This window comes from Brevundimonas sp. AVps23W, from assembly GCF_058681395.1.
Genome location: NZ_CM178738.1, coordinates 2466696 through 2481462, shown reverse-complemented (window position 1 = coordinate 2481462; position 14767 = coordinate 2466696). Strand labels below are relative to the sequence as shown.

General features: G+C 65.9%; 17 protein-coding genes. 6 read left to right on the top strand and 11 right to left on the bottom strand.

Going from position 1 to position 14767, the window contains the following annotated elements; genetic code table 11:
* Positions 1-50 precede the first annotated feature (50 nt).
* Entirely contained in the window at positions 51-995 is a 945-nt protein-coding gene (locus tag ACW177_RS12070) for an aspartyl protease family protein (RefSeq protein WP_492025936.1), read from the top strand.
* Between the two features lie 188 nt (positions 996-1183).
* On the opposite strand, the gene ACW177_RS12065 is transcribed toward ACW177_RS12070, so the two are convergent.
* The 3 genes from ACW177_RS12065 to ACW177_RS12055 are packed head-to-tail and all read right to left on the bottom strand — an operon-like array spanning position 1184 to position 4619.
* Complete coding sequence (locus tag ACW177_RS12065; protein ID WP_492025935.1) at positions 1184-1480, bottom strand: hypothetical protein; 297 nt, start codon at positions 1478-1480, stop codon at positions 1184-1186.
* Entirely contained in the window at positions 1477-3960 is a 2484-nt protein-coding gene (gene ctaD, locus ACW177_RS12060; protein WP_492025934.1) for a cytochrome c oxidase subunit I, read from the bottom strand. Before ctaD ends, ACW177_RS12065 begins: the two co-directional genes overlap by 4 nt.
* On the bottom strand, positions 3957-4619 hold the full coding sequence (locus ACW177_RS12055; protein WP_492025933.1) for a cytochrome c oxidase subunit II: 663 nt from the start codon (positions 4617-4619) through the stop codon (positions 3957-3959). Before ACW177_RS12055 ends, ctaD begins: the two co-directional genes overlap by 4 nt.
* Positions 4620-4640: 21 nt before the next feature.
* On the opposite strand from ACW177_RS12055, the gene ACW177_RS12050 reads away from it, so the two are divergent.
* A complete protein-coding gene (locus ACW177_RS12050) occupies positions 4641-5153 on the top strand; it encodes a DUF2231 domain-containing protein (protein ID WP_492025932.1) in 513 nt (170 codons plus the stop codon).
* Here ACW177_RS12050 and ACW177_RS12045 read toward each other — a convergent pair.
* A complete protein-coding gene (locus ACW177_RS12045) occupies positions 5123-5635 on the bottom strand; it encodes a CopD family protein (RefSeq protein ID WP_492025931.1) in 513 nt (170 codons plus the stop codon). The two genes, ACW177_RS12050 and ACW177_RS12045, sit on opposite strands and share 31 nt — an antisense overlap.
* Positions 5632-6330, bottom strand: coding sequence for a cytochrome c oxidase assembly protein (locus tag ACW177_RS12040; protein ID WP_492025930.1), 699 nt, complete (start codon positions 6328-6330; stop codon positions 5632-5634). Before ACW177_RS12040 ends, ACW177_RS12045 begins: the two co-directional genes overlap by 4 nt.
* A gap of 302 nt (positions 6331-6632) precedes the next feature.
* Between ACW177_RS12040 and ACW177_RS12035 the strand changes: the two genes are divergently transcribed.
* Genes ACW177_RS12035 through ACW177_RS12025 form a run of 3 tightly spaced genes read left to right on the top strand, consistent with a single transcriptional unit; the run spans position 6633 to position 8021 of the window.
* A complete protein-coding gene (locus tag ACW177_RS12035; protein WP_492025929.1) occupies positions 6633-7025 on the top strand; it encodes an NADH:ubiquinone oxidoreductase subunit NDUFA12 in 393 nt (130 codons plus the stop codon).
* Positions 7026-7084: 59 nt separating this feature from the next.
* Complete coding sequence (locus ACW177_RS12030; RefSeq protein WP_492025928.1) at positions 7085-7663, top strand: DUF2155 domain-containing protein; 579 nt, start codon at positions 7085-7087, stop codon at positions 7661-7663.
* Positions 7664-7679: 16 nt separating this feature from the next.
* The gene (locus tag ACW177_RS12025; protein ID WP_492025927.1) at positions 7680-8021 is read left to right on the top strand and encodes an EF-hand domain-containing protein; all 342 of its coding nucleotides are present in this window, start codon (positions 7680-7682) and stop codon (positions 8019-8021) included.
* Here the strand turns inward: ACW177_RS12025 and lepB are convergent.
* The 6 genes from lepB to aroQ all read right to left on the bottom strand — a co-directional run bounded on the left by lepB (position 8018) and on the right by aroQ (position 12940).
* Positions 8018-8791: a signal peptidase I gene (gene lepB / locus ACW177_RS12020; protein WP_492025926.1), complete on the bottom strand. Its 774-nt coding sequence runs from the start codon at positions 8789-8791 to the stop codon at positions 8018-8020. The two genes, ACW177_RS12025 and lepB, sit on opposite strands and share 4 nt — an antisense overlap.
* An 80-nt stretch (positions 8792-8871) precedes the next feature.
* The gene (gene aat / locus ACW177_RS12015; protein ID WP_492028115.1) at positions 8872-9468 is read right to left on the bottom strand and encodes a leucyl/phenylalanyl-tRNA--protein transferase; all 597 of its coding nucleotides are present in this window, start codon (positions 9466-9468) and stop codon (positions 8872-8874) included.
* A gap of 86 nt (positions 9469-9554) precedes the next feature.
* On the bottom strand, positions 9555-10571 hold the full coding sequence (locus ACW177_RS12010; protein ID WP_492025925.1) for a 2-hydroxyacid dehydrogenase: 1017 nt from the start codon (positions 10569-10571) through the stop codon (positions 9555-9557).
* Positions 10572-10598: 27 nt separating this feature from the next.
* Complete coding sequence (accC, locus tag ACW177_RS12005) at positions 10599-11951, bottom strand: acetyl-CoA carboxylase biotin carboxylase subunit (protein ID WP_492025924.1); 1353 nt, start codon at positions 11949-11951, stop codon at positions 10599-10601.
* A gap of 3 nt (positions 11952-11954) precedes the next feature.
* Positions 11955-12443, bottom strand: coding sequence for an acetyl-CoA carboxylase biotin carboxyl carrier protein (gene accB, locus ACW177_RS12000; RefSeq protein ID WP_492025923.1), 489 nt, complete (start codon positions 12441-12443; stop codon positions 11955-11957).
* A gap of 47 nt (positions 12444-12490) precedes the next feature.
* Positions 12491-12940, bottom strand: a complete 450-nt coding sequence (aroQ, locus tag ACW177_RS11995) for a type II 3-dehydroquinate dehydratase (RefSeq protein WP_492025922.1) — start codon at positions 12938-12940, stop codon at positions 12491-12493.
* 492 nt (positions 12941-13432) lie between these two features.
* Between aroQ and ACW177_RS11990 the strand changes: the two genes are divergently transcribed.
* A complete protein-coding gene (locus ACW177_RS11990; protein ID WP_492025921.1) occupies positions 13433-14602 on the top strand; it encodes a DUF418 domain-containing protein in 1170 nt (389 codons plus the stop codon).
* Positions 14603-14767 lie beyond the last annotated feature (165 nt).

Here is a 14767-nt window from a genome sequence, read left to right as displayed (position 1 = left end):
TCCGATCAGCTAGGGGCGTTAGGGTCGGCGCAGATTTCGGAGCCTGCCCTATGTTCGTCGCTTGCCTTTCCGTTCTCGCGCTCGCGGCGGAGACGGAACAGACCATCTCCTCGCTCGCTTCGGCCCAAACGACCGCTGTTGCCGCCGCGGATACGGCGCGGCAGACCGCCATGGCGCGCGACAGCCGGGGGCGCCCGACCATCGAGGCTCGGTTCAACGGCCGTGCGCCGGTGAAAATGGTCGTCGACACCGCCGCTCAAACCAGCTTGGTCACCTTGCCGCTGGCCCGAGAGTTGTCTCTTCCGGCCCTGGGCGAAACCCTGACGGTGGAGGGCGCGGTCGGTCAGTCTCAGGTGGAATTATACGGCGTGGACCGGTTCGAGACCGATCTCTTCCAGGTCGAGGGCGTTGCTCTTCTCGCGCTGCCCAACGCGGGGGTGACCGAGGCCAGAGGCGTCATCGGCATGGAGCGGTTTTCACAGGGGCGGCTTGTCTTTGACGTCGGCGCCAATCGCCTGGACTTCGCACCGTCCGGCGAACATCGCGAAGATTTCGTCGCGGTTCAAGGCCGGCTCAATGAGGCGGGCTTGCTCGTCGTTCCAGTGGAGATCGACGGGGTCCTCTTCGACGCTCTTGTCGATACGGGAGCCGGCGTGTCGGTCGCTTCGGACGGCGCCTTGCGCGCACTCGGATGGGCGGAGACGGATCCGAGGCTGAAGGCGGCGGGCACGATCCGGGGCGCTACCTCTCACGAGAGCGCAATTCGGTCCGGTCGTGTCGGACGTATCAAACTGGGGCCGGTCAATTTCAGGGACATCGATCTCATCTTCGCAGACCCGGAGGCGGTCGATGAGGCGCCACCGGAGTCCGGAACGCCCAATAGTAGCGACACGCCGCGGCCAAGCCTGATCTTGGGCGCGGACCTCCTTATGAATCTCGACGCATTCGCACTCGATTTTCAACGGGCTACGCTGGAAATTCGAGTTCCACATTAAGGGACAGGGGCTGACGATCCACTCGCATCCTCGGGGGTGTCCGAGCTTGAGTTTCGAGGCGGGAGATCATGGCCATTCGAGATATCTGCTGATTTTGTCGCCAAACGCATTTTGCGGCGGTCGATAGGGCCGTGACATGAGGCCTTTCAGGGATCGAGGAAATCGGCCGTTTTGCACGGGCGCTCGTCTCACAGACAGTAGGTTGTCGTCACCGTGGGCAGCAGGGTCCAGATGGCGGCGATTAGTCCGACCCAGCCTGTGGTTCGGCTGACGAGGCGCACGAATGGCGTGGGCGAGTTGAACCGTTGGGTGTGGAGGGCCATGACCAGACCGACCTGGAGGAGCACCGCGATTCCGTAGGCCGCTACCAGCAGCGGGCGGCCGCCGAATCCGTGTCCGCAGATCAGACCGTGCAGACCATAGACCGCACTGAAACTGGCCAGCCAGACCAGCGGCGCGATCATTATTCGGATAACGTCCCTCACGCTTGCAGCCCCGGAAGATGGGCGACGATGAGGATCAGGGTCGTGACGCCGGCGAGATAGTCCACCCACAAGGTCACCACGGGGAACTCGGCCTGGCGTCGGGGCGAGGTGAAGCCTCGGACCGCACGGGCGGCCAGAAAGGCCGTCATCAAAGCCCCCAGGGCGGCGTGGAAGAGGGCGTAGGATCCGAGCACCAGCAGCGTTGCGCCATAGGCGTGATCTGCGGGCGCGGGCGCGCGCATCACGATCCCGAGGGACGCCGCAGCCACAAACAGCGCGCCTCCGAAGGCGAGCCCAAGCCAGACCCGAACATCGCCTCCCTCCATATTGGCCCGCCCCGCTCGACGGATCGACACCACGGCTACGCCCGCGCCGACGACGCCGAGCGCCAACTCGGGCAGGGACGCCTCGAACCAGGCGGGCGGGGGCCAGGCCGGGGCCACGGTCCACAGAAAGGCGAAGCCGAACAGCAGCGAGCCGAAGAAGGTCGCATTGGCCGTCAGCAGGAAGACGGACCCCCACCAGCTGGGCGAGCGGCTTACCTGGGTGGCGTTGAACAGCTCGAGGCCGTGGCCAATCGCGCGCGGCGGCAGATCGGTCTTTTGTCCCAGCGACCAGGCCCAACGCCAGGCCAGGACGGCGACGCCCGCCACCGCCAGAGGGATCGTCCAGTAGAACTTCAGCAACAGCGACAGGAAGAACACCCCCGTCACCGCAGCCATCAGGATCGGCAGCCGGGTGTTGGTCGGGTAGATGACGTGGAAGTCCGGCTTGCCGGTGGCGACGTCCACCGTCAGGCTTTCGCGCCACCCATGTGGAGGCTCCGCGAGATAGCCTTCCCCACGTGCAAGCCGGATCGCAAGCTCGGGATCGTCCGCCAGCGGCTGGCGGCTGGCGACCTGGGGCAGGCTGGCGAAATTATACGCCGGCGGGGGCGTCATCATCGCCCATTCCAGCGTCTCGGCCCGCCAGGGATTACGACGGCTGCGCCGCGCGGTGAAGGCGTGAAGGACCAGGTCGATGATCACCATCGCGATGCCGATGGCCAGGACGAAACTGCCGATCGACGAGATCAGGTTCACCGTCGTCCAGCCGTCCTCCGGCATATAGGTCGAAATCCGCCGTCTCTGACCCAGCAGGCCGACCCAGTGCATGGCGAGGAAGGTGACATGGAAGCCGATGAAGACCAGGGCGAAGGCCAGCTCGCCCAGCCGGAACGCGCGCCTGCGTCCGCTGACGTGGGGCATCCAGTAGTAGAGGCCGGCCAGGATCGGGAAGACGAAGCCGCCGAACAGGACGTAGTGGAGGTGGGCTGTGACAAAGGCCGTGTCGTGCGCCTGCCAATCGAACGGCACGACGGCGACCATCACGCCGGTCAACCCTCCGATCACGAAGGTGAAGAAGAAGCCGAGCAGGTGAAGCATCGGCATACGCAGGCTGGGGCGGCCCTTCCACATGGTGCCGATCCAGGCGAACAGCTGGACCCCGGTCGGCACCGCCACCAGGGTTGACGCCGCCGAAAAGAAGGCCAGCCCCATGTGCGGGATGCCCGTCGTGAACATGTGGTGGACCCAGATCCCGAAGGACAGGAAGGCCAGGCTGACGGCGGAGGCCACGATCCAGCCGTAGCCGAGCAGGGTCGTGCGGCACATCACGGGCAGAATGGTCGAGATCACCCCCGCCGCGGGCAGGAAGATGATGTAGACCTCGGGGTGGCCGAACAGCCAGAACAGGTGCTGCCACAACAGGCTGTCGCCGCCGAACTCCGCCTGGAAGAAAGGCAGTCCGAACGCCCGTTCCAGCTCCAGCAGGATCGAGCCGAGGATGAGAGGCGGAAAGCCCGTCAGGATCATCAGCGCCGTCACCAGCGCGTACCAGCCGAAGATCGGCATCTTGTCCAACGACATGCCGGGCGCGCGGTATTTGAGGATCGAGACGGTGATCTCGACCGCCGCCGCAATGGCTGAAATCTCGACAAATGTGATGCCGATCAACCAGAAATCCGTGTTGATCCCCGGCGAGTAGATCGGCCCGGTCAGCGGGGGATACATGAACCATCCGCCGTCCGGCGCGATGCCCAGCACCATGGAGACCAGCAGCATGGTTCCGCCGAAGACGTAGCACCAGAAGCCGTAGGCGGAGAGGCGAGGGAAGGCGAGATCGCGCGTGCCCAGCATCTTGGGCAGCAGATACATGGCCAGGCCCTCGAACGTCGGGATGGCGAACAGGAACATCATGATGGTCCCGTGCATGGTGAAGATCTGGTTGTAGATCTCCGGCCCGGCGAAGGCCGAGTGCGGCGTCGCCAGCTGGGCTCGGATCAGCATGGCGAGCACGCCGCCGATCAGGAAGAAGAAGAAGGACACGGCCAGGAACATCCGACCGACGTCGGTGTGGTTGACGGTCGAGAACAGACCGCGGAGCCCTGGCTCGGACGACCAGATTTCGGTCAGGCGGCGGTGTCGCTGGAGCGTGTTCATGGCGTGCCGCTTCTGATGAAGCGCTCCCAGGAGGCGGGGTCGTGGGCGACCACCGTGAAGGCGAAATCATCGTAGCCGACGCCGCTGAACTCAGCGCTTCGGCCCGCATAGGCGCCGGGCGCGTCGGCCTCGATACGCAGGAGGTTCACATGGCCGGGGATGGCGTCGATCTTGCCTGCCAGGCGCGGGGCCCAGAAGCTGTGGATCACGTCTGTCGAGGTGATCGCCACATCGACGGGCCGTCCGGCTGGAATGTGAAGCACATGGTCGGTCCTCAGCCCCGGAACATCGGCGTAGCTGAAGCTCCAGGCGGAACGGCGGGCTTCGGCGCCGACCTGGACGACATCCGCATCCTGCCGCGGCAGCAATCGCTCTCCGGCCGCCAGGCCATAGGCGAGAAGCGACAGGAGCACGACGACCGGGAAGGCAATGCCCAGCTTGATGACCCAAAGGCGCTCGTGCTGGGTTTCATTGACCGGCCCCCGCGCCCGGAAAGCCAGCGCCACCAGGGTCATGACGAGGACGAAGATGGCGACGGCCCCGGCCAGCAACACCCACCAGACCTGGGCGATGGTGTGGGCGGCGGGCCCCGCAGGATCCACAGTCGACAGCGGCCCCTCGCAACCCGCCAGCGTCAGCGCCGTTGTCAGAACCGCCATGGATTGCCGCAGGAACCCGACGTGACGGAAGATCTCGAAGAAGAAGCCGAAGCCCTTATCGACCCGATCGCCGCGGCGCCGGGGTTCTCGGTGACCGAGTCGCGCATCGCCGTGTTCGGTCACCCGATCCACGCCATGAGCGTCGCTTTCCCCGTGGCCTTGACCTTTTGCACCTTCGGCGCGGACGCGATCTACTGGTGGACCGGCGACGCCTTCTGGGCACGCGCCGCCCTGTGGTCCGCCGGGACCGGCTTCCTGTTCGGCATGCTGGCGGGCTTTTCCGGAACGGCCGAACTGCTGATGGTGTCGGGCATACGGGCGCGGGCTCCCGCCTGGACGCACTTCGTAATCGCCGTGACCTTGCTGGCGCTGCTGGGGGCGAACTGGGGGTATCGTCTCTATGGATATGAGGTGGCTGTGTTGCCTTACGGCATCCTGCTGTCGGCCCTGTCGGTCGGGGTGGTGGCTGTAACGGGCTGGCATGGCGGCAAACTCGTCTTCGACTATCGACTGGGCGTGTCGAACAAGAGCTGACCGCCCCGTGGCTCGGTCAGCCAGTCCGGCAGGACCACCCAGGCCAGCGCCGGCTTGGCCAACACCAGGGTGAGGATCATCAGCATCGGCGCCAGCACGAGGATGATCGGGAGGTAGGGTCTAGGCGGCGTGTGCTCGTCGGGATCCTCGCCGATGCGTGCGACGGTGTGCCCTATCCAGCCATGGGCCATCACCAGCATGGCGACGAAGGCCAGTTTGGCGAACAGCCACGGCACATAGACCTCGCGTATGAAGATGAGCCAGACGCCGGCGATCACGGCGATCACAGCCGCCGGTGTGACGCACATCGTATAGGTCAGATGCGAAGCGTGCCGGATGACGCGATAGGTCTCGATCGAGATGTCCGGGTCATGGCGCGTTAGCATCAGCGGCAAGGCGAGCAAGCCTCCACACCAGATGATGAGGGCGGCGATGTGCGCGGCCTTGAGCAGCGGAACAGCGGGGGCAAGCCAGTCGATCATGCGCGCGCCCCCTTCAGTCGAGCCCAGCCGTGACGCGCGATCCAGACGGCTGCTACGGCGTAAGGGATTCCCGCTGGAACCCACATGATCAGCCCGCCAAGGGCCTGATCGTCGCGCGGGGTCATGCCCCAGGCCAGGGGCGCGAAGCTGTGCGCCGCGTAGAGCGACGTCGGAGCGAATGTCAGAAGCGCGCCGAGCAGACCCATCTGTGCAAAGGCGGCGACCACAAATCCCAGACGATCCACGGGCGACCGATCCCCCGCCAGAACCGCGCGCCAGAACAGCACGGCGCTGCCGAGCAGCGAGATTTGCATCAGCCAGTAGAGGAGGATGTTGGTCAGTGCGGCGTCATAGGCGGCCGGGATGTGCCACACCCACAGGACTGCGGTTGAGACCGCGAACCAAACCACCACCCCGCCGGGCCTGCGCGAGGGGACTGCCAAGGCCAGAAGCGGCGCCGCGACGGCGACGAGCAGCACATGATGCACGATCCGCGCAGAAAACAGGGCCGCCGACAACGCGCATAACGGAGAGACGAAAGCGACCGCCAACACCGCCACGCCGGCAAGCCCCGCCCGGTTTCGCCGGAGGGCAAGGCCAAGCGCCAGCAGCGCGACGAGAAGGATCGGATCCAGGTTCCAGCGCGAGACGAGTTCGTCCGGAAGCGGCGAAGGGCCGCAGTAGGTTTCGTACATTCAGGGCGGGTCCCTGTCGATTGATGACTGATCGCGCGTCGGGGCCACAGGCGTCTTTGCGGCCGTTCGATACCTAAGCCGTATGGGCAAGGAATGTTCCGACCCAACCGTGTCGGCGTGGACGGGGGGCGCGTGAATGTCGCGCGCCTCAGGTCAGCGGGCCCAGGATCCGCGCAGCGATACGGACTTCCAACTAGGCGGGAAAGGATGAGAAGCGCCGCTGGACGAAGCGGGCGAGTGTTTCTATGATCCGCACAGCCGTCGGGTCTTGTCTGCGGTGATTTTCGCGTGGGTTTGACGACGTGCTGAACAAGATTTTCGCCTGGTGGAACGGGGCCACGATCGGCACCCTCTTCACGATCGCCAAGCGTGGCCGCTACGTCGGGACCGACGAGATCGGCAACAAATACTACGAGGCCAAGGACAACTCGAGCTACGACGGCCGCAAACGTCGCTGGGTCGTGTACGAAGGCTATGCCGAAGCGTCCAAGGTTTCGGCCGATTGGCACGGCTGGCTGCGCTACACCTTCGACCTGCCGCCGACCGAGGCGCCGCTGCCGCGCCGCGCGTGGGAAAAGGATCACCTGCCCAACCTGACCGGCACCCCCATGGCGTGGCGCCCGCAAGGTTCGCTGGCGGCTGAGGCCAAACGTCCCGCTGCGACCGGCGACTACCAGGCCTGGACGCCCGAGTGAGATCGAATCGGCTCCTGTTGGGCGGGGCGGCCGTTGCTGCGGTGCTAAGCGCCGGGGCCGTGACCGCCAGCGTCCTTCAGGATTCGCCGCGTGACGCCCGTCCGGTTCAGGAGCCGGCCGCGCCGCGTTCCACCGTTCCGGCCGAGGCGCCGCCTGCGGGCGCTCCCGCCCCTGTCACGCCGGTGGCGGTGACTCCGCCTCCGTCCGTCATCATCGCCGAAGACGCCGCCGTGGCCGAAAAGGCTGAGGAAGAGGCCGAATCCGAGAAGCCGGTGGTCGAAAAGCCCATCGAGCAGCCGGCTACGCCTGCCCGCCGTCAGCGACGCAAGTTCGCGGTCATCCAGGCCATCGACAAGACCACCGCCGAGACGATGAAGTTCGAGGTCGAGGTCGGCGGCCGTCCCGTGCGCTTCAACCGCAACCTGATCTTCAGCGTCCGCGCCTGCGAAGTCAGCACGCCCGATGAACTGACCGAAGACGCAATCGCCTATGTCGATGTCTCGCTCCAGTCGCGGGGTGTGAATCAACCCGCCGATCCGCGTCAGCTCTTCCGGGGCTGGATGTTCGCCTCGTCCCCGGCCGTCAGCGGCCTGCAGAGCCCCAACTACGACGCCTGGGTGGTCGGCTGTAAGAACTGAGCGCGAGGAGGCCGGAATGAACCGCCAAAGACCCCTCAAGAAGAGCGAGACGGTCGAGATCCGACTGCCGCACGCGACCAAGACCGCCTTTATGGACAAGTGCCGCGCTGAAGGCCGCACGGCCAGCGACGCCATCCGCCGCTTCATCGACAGCGAGTTGGACCGGTCGAACACAAGCCGTTCGTCGGTCCGCATGGGTTGGCGTCAGTTGCTGGCGGCCGCTATCGCGGGATTGGCCCTGGGCGCGGTCGCCGCGCCGTCGCTGGCCCAATCCGTGACCTCTGATCGGACGGCGTTCCAGCGTCTGGATCGGAACCATGACGGCATGGTCAGCTTCGAGGAATTCCGCGCCCGCTAGCGGATGGGCTTCAGGAACCGGCCCCATTGCAGGTTCAGCCAGGTCCAGGGCTTGAACAGTCCGGCGCCGGGCTTCCACGAGGCGGCCACGATCTCGGCGCGTCCGACGATGTTCTCGGCCGGCAGCAGGCCGACGCCCAGCTCCGCGGGCCAGCGACTGTCCAGCGAGTTGTCGCGATTGTCGCCCATCATGAAATACTGACCGGCCGGCACGCGATAGATCGGCGTATCGTCGCCCGGCTGATCCGGCCCGCCGTCATAGGTGACGTAGGTCTTGCCGCTCGCCAGGGTCTCGCGCACTTCCAGCACGCGGCGTTGGGGCGCGTCTTGGTCGCTGACCTCCTGAAGAGGGGTCCGGTCGATCATCCGCTCGTTGACGAAGACCTGACCGCTGCGGACCTGTACGGTGTCGCCAGGCAGGCCGATGACGCGCTTGATCCAGACCTCGTCCGGATCATGGGGACGCTGGAACACCACGACGTCGCCCCGTTTCGGCTGACTTCCCAGCAGCCGGCCGTTGGGCAGGGGCGGATTGAAGGGCAGGGACGCTCGGCTCCAGCCATAGGCGTATTTGGACACGACGATATAGTCGCCGGTCACCAGCCCCGGCTCCATCGACGAGGATGGAATGGTGAAGGGCTGGAACAGCAGGATACGGAACAGGGTCGCCAGGATCAGGGCGACAAGGACGGTGACGCCGATCTCCCGGATTTCGCGCAGGCTGGAGACGAGGGGCGGGGCGTCGGCGGATGAGGCGGCGGCTTGGGTCATGCCTCCTTAGGCCGCAAGCCTGCCGGTCTGCGCCAGCTCAAGCTTGTCCGGACAGGCCGGAAACCGTGTCCGGACAGGGATCAGGCGGGGCGAAGCGCCCAGTCCACCGCCTCTGCTCCCGTCATAGGCGCGGTCAGGGCCGTCTCGTCCACGGCCACCTTCAGCGCGGGCTTCAGCCGTCGCAGATAGGCCGCCTGGGGCGTCTCCACCGCGCCGAACTGGCTGAGATGTTCGGTCAGGAACTGGGCGTCCAGCAGGGTCCAGCCGCCCTTGCGCAATCGCGCCACGAGATGGACCAGGGCCACCTTGGAGGCGTCGCGTTCGCGGCTGAACATGCTCTCGCCGAAGAAGGCCCCGCCCAGGGTCACGCCGTACAGGCCGCCGACCAGCCGTTCGTCCTTCCAGCACTCAACCGAATGGACGTAGCCCTGGGCGAAAAGGGCGGCGTACAGGCGGCGGATCGGGGCGTTGATCCAGGTGTCCTCGCGCTCGGGCCCCTGGGCCGCCGCACAGCCGTTCAGCACTGCCTCGAAGGCGGTATCGACCCGCACCTCGAACGGTTCGCCGCGCACGGTGCGACGCAGGCGGGTGGGGATGTGGAAGGCGTCCAGGGGAATGACGCCGCGTTGCTCGGGCTCGATGATGAAGACGCGCGGATCGTCGCGCGACTCGGCCATCGGGAACACGCCCCGGGCGTAGCACCCCAGCAGGTCCTCGGGACCGAAGCCGCCGAAAGGCCCCTGGGCGCTGTAGTCGGGCTCGTTCACGGGGCGGGACGGATCTGGTCGGCGGTGACGCGATTGGCGGGGGGGCGCCCAGCCTCGATCTCAGCCAGGCCCGACAGGGTGGTCACGGCGATGGCCGTCAGCGCCTCTTCGGTCAGGAAGGCCTGGTGGCCGGTGACCAGGACATTGGGGAAGGTCAGCAGGCGCTGGAACACGTCGTCCTGAATGATCTCGTTCGACAGGTCCTCGAAGAACAGGTCGCCTTCCTGCTCATAGACGTCCAGGGCGACGCCGCCCACACGATGGCTCTTCAACGCATCGATCAGGGCCTGGGTGTCGATCAGGGCGCCCCGGCTGGTGTTGACGATCATCACCCGCGGCCGCGCCGCCGCCAGGGTCGGGCCGTCGATCAGGTGGCGCGTATCGGGCGTCAGCGGGCAGTGCAGGCTGATGATGTCGGACTGGCGCAGCAGGGTCTCGCGATCCACGTAGCGGACGCCGATCTCGGTCAGGGCCGGATCCTCGACCACATCATGGGCCAACACCTCGCACCCGAACCCCAGTTTCAACGCCCGCGCCACCAGGGCGCCGATCCGGCCCGAGCCGACCACCCCGGCCGTTCGTCCCGACAGGTTGCGGCCGATCAGGCCGTCCAGGGCGAAGTTGTTCTCGCGCACCCGGGCCGAGGCGCGGGGGATGTTGCGGTTCATCGCCAGCAGCAGGCCCAGGGTGAACTCGGCGACCGCTTCGGGCGAATAGGCGGGCACGCGGATGACGGTCAGGCCCAGGGCCTCGGCGGTGCGCAGATCGACGTTGTTGTAGCCGGCGCAGCGCAGGGCCACGGCGCGCACCCCGCCTTGCGCCAGTCGGGTCAGAGCGGGGGCGTCCAGCCGGTCGTTGACGAAGACGCAGACGGCGTCGAAACCGTCGGCCAGGGGCGCGGTGGTCTCGTCCAGCCGCGCCTCGAACCAGCTCAGGTCGTGGCCGAACTCGGCGTTGGCCAGGTCGAGGAACCGGCGGTCATAGGCCTTGGTCGCAAACACCGCGATACGCATGGGCCGGTTCCTCTGATCACGCTAGGTTCAGGCGTCGCCCTTCTGACGGGCGGCCCATTTCTCCAGCCAGTGGATGTCATAGTCGCCGGACAGGATGTCGGGCTCCTGCAACAGCTTCTGGAACAGGGGGATGGTGGTGTCGACGCCGCCGATGACGATCTCGTTCAGCGAGCGCTTCAGGCGCGCAATGGCCTCTTCGCGGTCGCGGCCGTGGACGATCAGCTTGCCGATCAGGCTGTCGTAATAGGGCGGGATCGAATAGCCGGCGTAGATGGCGCTATCCAGACGCACGCCCAGGCCGCCGGGGGCGTGGAAGTCGGTGATCTTGCCCGGCGAGGGGGTGAAGGTCTCGGGGTTCTCGGCGTTGATCCGCACCTCGATGGCGTGGCCTTCGAAGCTGATGTCCTCCTGGGTGAAGGACAGGGGCAGGCCGGCGGCGATACGAACCTGTTCGCGCACCAGGTCCACGCCCGTGATCATTTCCGTAACCGGATGCTCGACTTGCAGGCGGGTGTTCATCTCGATGAAGAAGAACTCGCCGTCCTCCCACAGGAACTCGATGGTGCCGACGCCCAGATAGCCGATGGCGGCGATGGCCTTGTTGACCGTCTCGCCGATCTGCTTGCGACCCTCGGCCGACAGGGCGGGCGAGGGGGCCTCTTCCAGCACCTTCTGGTGACGGCGTTGCAGCGAGCAGTCGCGTTCGCCCAGGTGCACGACATTGCCATGGCTGTCGGCGATGACCTGGATCTCGATGTGGCGGGGCTTCTGGAGATAGCGCTCCATATAGACGGCGCCATTGCCGAAGGCGGCCTTGGCCTCGGACTGGGCGGTCTGGACCGCCTCGACCAGATCATCAGCCGTCAGGGCCACCTTCATGCCGCGTCCGCCGCCGCCCGCCGCCGCCTTGACGATCAGGGGGAAGCCGATGGTCTTGGAGGCCTCGATGGCCGCCTCGACGGTCTCGACCTCGCCCTTGGAGCCGGGGACCACCGGGATGCCGGCGTCCATGACGGTCTGTTTGGCGCTGATCTTGTCGCCCATGACCCGGATATGTTCGGGCTTGGGACCGATGAAGGTCATGCCGTGGGCTTCGACGATCTCGGCGAAGCGGGCGTTCTCGGACAGGAAGCCGTAACCGGGGTGGATCGCCTGGGCGCCGGTGATCTCGGCCGCCGCGATGATCGAGGGGATGTTCAGATACGACTTGGCCGCCGAGGCGGGGCCGATGCAGACGCTTTCGTCGGCCAGCCGCACCCACATGGCGCCGCGGTCGGCTTCCGAGTGCACGGCGACGGTGGAGATGCCCATCTCCTTGCACGCGCGGTGGATGCGCAGCGCGATCTCGCCGCGGTTGGCGATCAGGACTTTCGTGAACATGGCTTAGCCCTCGAGCAGGACGAGGGGCTCGCCGTATTCGACCGGCTGGGCGTCGCCGACCAGGATCTCGACCACGACGCCGTCGCGCGGGGCCTGGATCGGGTTCATGGTCTTCATGGCCTCGACGATCAGCAGGGTCTGGCCCTTCTTGACCTTGTCGCCGGCCTGGATGAAGGGCGCGGCCTCGGGCGAGGCCTGCAGATAGGCGGTGCCGACCATCGGCGACTTCACCTCTTCGCCGGCGCGGGCGACGATGGTGGCCGGGTCCGACGGCATGGAGACCGGAGCGGCGGCGGCTGCGGGCGCGGCGGCCGGCGCCGGGGCGGCGGCGTACTGGACCGGGGCGGCGTGCATGGTGATTTCGCGGGCCACGCGGATGCGCAGCTCGCCGCGCTCGACCTCGACCTCGGTCAGGTCGGTTTCGTTCAGAATCTCGGCCAGCTGGCGAACCAGGGCGGCGTCGATCTCGGCGTGTTTCTTGTCATCGGCCATTGGGGTGCGCCTTTGTCTTTCGTCTTGGAATGCGAACGGGTCGGCCCTCAGGCGCGTTCCCGAACCTTGGTAAGAGCCGCCTGGACGGCCAGTTCATAGCCGGCCGCGCCGAAGCCGGCGATGACGCCGGTCGCCGCGGACGACACATAGGAGTGATGGCGAAACGCCTCGCGCGCCGCCGGATTGGACAGATGAAGCTCGATCACCGGTATGGTCAGGGTCTTCAGCGCGTCGTGCAGGGCGACCGAGGTGTGGCCATAGGCCGCCGGATTGATGATCAGGGCCTGCGCCTTCTCACGCGCCTCCTGGATCCAGTCGACCAGCACGCCTTCATGGTTGGTCTGGCGGAACACGATCTGCGCCTCGCCCGCCGCCGCCGTCACGCAGCGCTGTTCGATGTCCGCCAGAGTATCGCGGCCATAGATCTCCGGCTCCCGAACCCCGAGCAGGTTCAGGTTGGGGCCGTTCAGCACATAGATGACGGACGTGTCGGACATCGGTTCTCGAATCGAGGCTCCGGAATCGGGCGACCTCTGACGGTTCAGGGGCGGCCTTGTAGCTTAGGCGCGGCGCGGGTCAAAGCGCAGCGTCGAAACGGCTTGACCTAACGTCATCCGCGCGGGCGTCAACGGCTTTCCAGGCTGTCAGGCCATTAAGTCAATGGAAGAGACGAAAAGCGGACGGTTTGGAGGCCCGTTCAGCGGGGGAGCAGACGCAGGCTGTTCGCCGAATTCCGCAAGCAGAGCTCGAGCCTGATCCGTGTCACGCGTGACTTGACGTCCTGCGCGCGTACGGCGTCAGTGGTGGTCTTTGAGTGCTGGGGGGGGGGAGCGATGACGGATCAAACACTCGCGACTGCGAGGCCAACGGCCGCAGCCCATCGAATCGTTCTTCTCGACGTGCTTCGAGGTATTGCGGTTTGCGGTATCCTTCCCGTGAACATAATCGTTATGGGTGCAGTGGGATCGCGGGAAGGACGCGACTTTCCGATGCAGCTGAACGCCGATTGGATCGCCTGGTCGCTCCAGCATGTGCTGCTTCAGGGACCGATGCGGGGTCTGTTCACTCTTCTATTCGGTGCAGGCATGCTGCTCATGCTTCGCCAATCCGAAGGCCCAGAAGGTCGCGCGGCGCCGATGGAAGCCTGGTCGCGTAGATGTTTAGCGCTTCTACTATTCGGGGTCGTGCAGTTCGCGATCTTCCTGTGGCCAGGGGAGATTCTGTGGACCTACGGGATCGCAGGGATGATGCTGTTGGCCTTCAGAAGCGCTCGACCGCGGGTACTTTGGCTCTGGGCCATTGTCATCATGATCGGGCTAAGCGCGTTTCGCACCTACGATACGGCTCAGACGGTTCGTGGATTTCAAGCCGCTGCGGTTGCTGAAGCGCAGCAGGCAGAGGGCAAGCCGCTTACAGAAGCGCAGGAAGGCGCGCTCGAGTCCGTGCGGCAGGCCAAGGCCGCCAACTATCCATCGAAAGAGGACCTGGCCACGGAGATCGTTCAGCGCACGGGGATGGGCGCCGTTTTCCACTGGAGCTGGGCCGGCTGGTCCGCCCGTCACCTTGGGGTCTACAGCTGGTGGGGTGTGGCTGAGAGTCTTGGCTTTATGCTCCTCGGCATGGCGCTCTACCGATCAGGCTACCTCACCGGAGATGCGAAGCCTCGCGTCTACTGGCTCGTCCTGATGCTCGGCTGCGGTTTCGGTCTTCTCGTTCGCGGCGCGGACTTCGCGTGGGCCGCAAGGACGGGCTTCGAGATTGACGTATCGCGGGTCGTCCCCGCAGTGTCGTGGGCGCGGTCCCTCCTGTTCGAGCCTGCAAGATTGGCTCTGACCCTGGGCTATGTTTCGCTGATCGTTCTGATCGTCAAAGCAGGGCAAGCCAGCAGGTTTGGTCCGCTACAAGCGCTCGGGAGGCTGGCCCTGACTGCCTACTGCCTGCAGTCCATCCTGACGTCCTTGCTCTTTTACGGCTTTGGCTTCGTCGGAGTGCTCGGCTACGCTTCGCTGTTTGGCGTCTGCATCGCGATCTGGATCATTACCGCCCTTTTCAGCATCTGGTGGCTGCGCTTGCATGAGCTGGGTCCGGCCGAATGGATACTGCGGGCCATCACTTACGGCCGAGGCAATATGTCTGGAGACGTCGGTGTGAGGCTATAGCGGCGGGGGCGGCGCACTCGACAGGCGGGTCGTGTCTCGCGCGCTTGGGTCGGTAGCGTCTCTCGCCCGCGTCATCCTCGGGCTTGACCCGAGGATGACGAATAATAGGAGCAAGAGTTACGCATGCCCCAGCGCCGAAACGCGCTATGTCAGGGGCTCAACCGC

Coding starts and splice junctions, on each gene's coding strand:
- lepB (WP_492025926.1), bottom strand. CDS start 8,791: ATGACCCAAGCCGCCGCCTCATCCGCCGACGCCCCGCCCCTCGTCTCC.
- aroQ (WP_492025922.1), bottom strand. CDS start 12,940: ATGTCCGACACGTCCGTCATCTATGTGCTGAACGGCCCCAACCTGAAC.
- ACW177_RS12010 (WP_492025925.1), bottom strand. CDS start 10,571: ATGCGTATCGCGGTGTTTGCGACCAAGGCCTATGACCGCCGGTTCCTC.
- ACW177_RS12040 (WP_492025930.1), bottom strand. CDS start 6,330: ATGTACGAAACCTACTGCGGCCCTTCGCCGCTTCCGGACGAACTCGTC.
- accB (WP_492025923.1), bottom strand. CDS start 12,443: ATGGCCGATGACAAGAAACACGCCGAGATCGACGCCGCCCTGGTTCGC.
- ACW177_RS12025 (WP_492025927.1), top strand. CDS start 7,680: ATGAACCGCCAAAGACCCCTCAAGAAGAGCGAGACGGTCGAGATCCGA.
- ACW177_RS12045 (WP_492025931.1), bottom strand. CDS start 5,635: ATGATCGACTGGCTTGCCCCCGCTGTTCCGCTGCTCAAGGCCGCGCAC.
- aat (WP_492028115.1), bottom strand. CDS start 9,468: ATGGCCGAGTCGCGCGACGATCCGCGCGTCTTCATCATCGAGCCCGAG.
- ctaD (WP_492025934.1), bottom strand. CDS start 3,960: ATGAACACGCTCCAGCGACACCGCCGCCTGACCGAAATCTGGTCGTCC.
- ACW177_RS11990 (WP_492025921.1), top strand. CDS start 13,433: ATGCAGCTGAACGCCGATTGGATCGCCTGGTCGCTCCAGCATGTGCTG.
- ACW177_RS12070 (WP_492025936.1), top strand. CDS start 51: ATGTTCGTCGCTTGCCTTTCCGTTCTCGCGCTCGCGGCGGAGACGGAA.
- ACW177_RS12055 (WP_492025933.1), bottom strand. CDS start 4,619: ATGGCGGTTCTGACAACGGCGCTGACGCTGGCGGGTTGCGAGGGGCCG.
- accC (WP_492025924.1), bottom strand. CDS start 11,951: ATGTTCACGAAAGTCCTGATCGCCAACCGCGGCGAGATCGCGCTGCGC.